The sequence below is a fragment of the Acinetobacter minutum genome (assembly GCF_035916735.1).
Classification (GTDB): Bacteria; Pseudomonadota; Gammaproteobacteria; order Pseudomonadales; family Moraxellaceae; genus Acinetobacter.
In genome coordinates this window covers 1-931 of record NZ_JAQIHG010000069.1, presented here as the reverse complement: position 1 = coordinate 931, position 931 = coordinate 1, and the positions used below count along the sequence as shown (strand labels likewise).

Genomic DNA, 931 nt, shown 5'->3' with positions numbered 1-931 from the left:
GTGTATTAGCCCCCGTAAAAACGGACAGTTAACTCGCTAATTTTAGCGATAGAAATTCCCGAGGGGATTTCATTTTTAATCCACTATGCGGATGATTGCAATTGTAATCTTCTATCCATAGCGGCAAAGCGTTCAGCACGGTTGCAGCATCAGGCACATCATTCAAATAAACGTAATCCCGTTTAAATGTCTTCACAAATGCTTCCGCCATCCCGTTGCTCTGTGGACTTCTAATCGGTGTGGTACAGATCCGAAAGCCAAGCGCATGCGCAAATTGCCGGGTCGATTTCGCAATATAACAACTGCCATTATCTGTCAGCCATTCAACGGGCTGAGGCAAATAACCGACCGCACCAAAGCGTTTTTCCATGCTCTGTACAAGTACATCACACACCATGTCACTACTGATGCCCGTGGTGGTTGCAAGATAACTCATGACTTCCCGATCACAACAATCCAGGCTAAAGATTACCCGCACTTTTTCACCATTCCAGCACTTGATTTCAAAGCCATCCGAACACCAGCGGCTGTTTGAAGTGGATACTTCAACTTGACCATCATGCGTCCGGTCATTCTTTAATGACTCGGCCCGTGTGAGAAGCAACTGATTCTGCTTCATAATCCGGTAGATACGTTTAGGGTTGACCCGGGCAAGTTTCATCACATGCTGCTTCAAATAACGGTTTAAATGTGCGGTCACACGCCGATATCCGTTACTCGGCCGTTGATCACAAATCTCCCGAATGATAGGTAATAAAACCATATCATCAGCCTTACAGTATCGTAAACGAGAAGCAGCTTCTGGCTGCTTCAGTCGCCGATAGAGATTTGATCTCGATACCCCTAAGGTCAGGGCTATTTGTTGTGTTGGGTATCGTCGGGCGGTAATAAGGGCATGTGCGATATGTACTTTTTTGCCTGAGCAATCTCT

General features: G+C 46.1%; 1 protein-coding gene. It reads right to left on the bottom strand.

Annotation, left to right across the window (positions count from 1 at the left end):
* Window positions 1-28: 28 nt before the first annotated feature.
* The coding region (locus tag PAE54_RS12420) for an IS3 family transposase (RefSeq protein ID WP_326519663.1) at window positions 29-931 on the bottom strand (903 nt) is incomplete at its 5' end.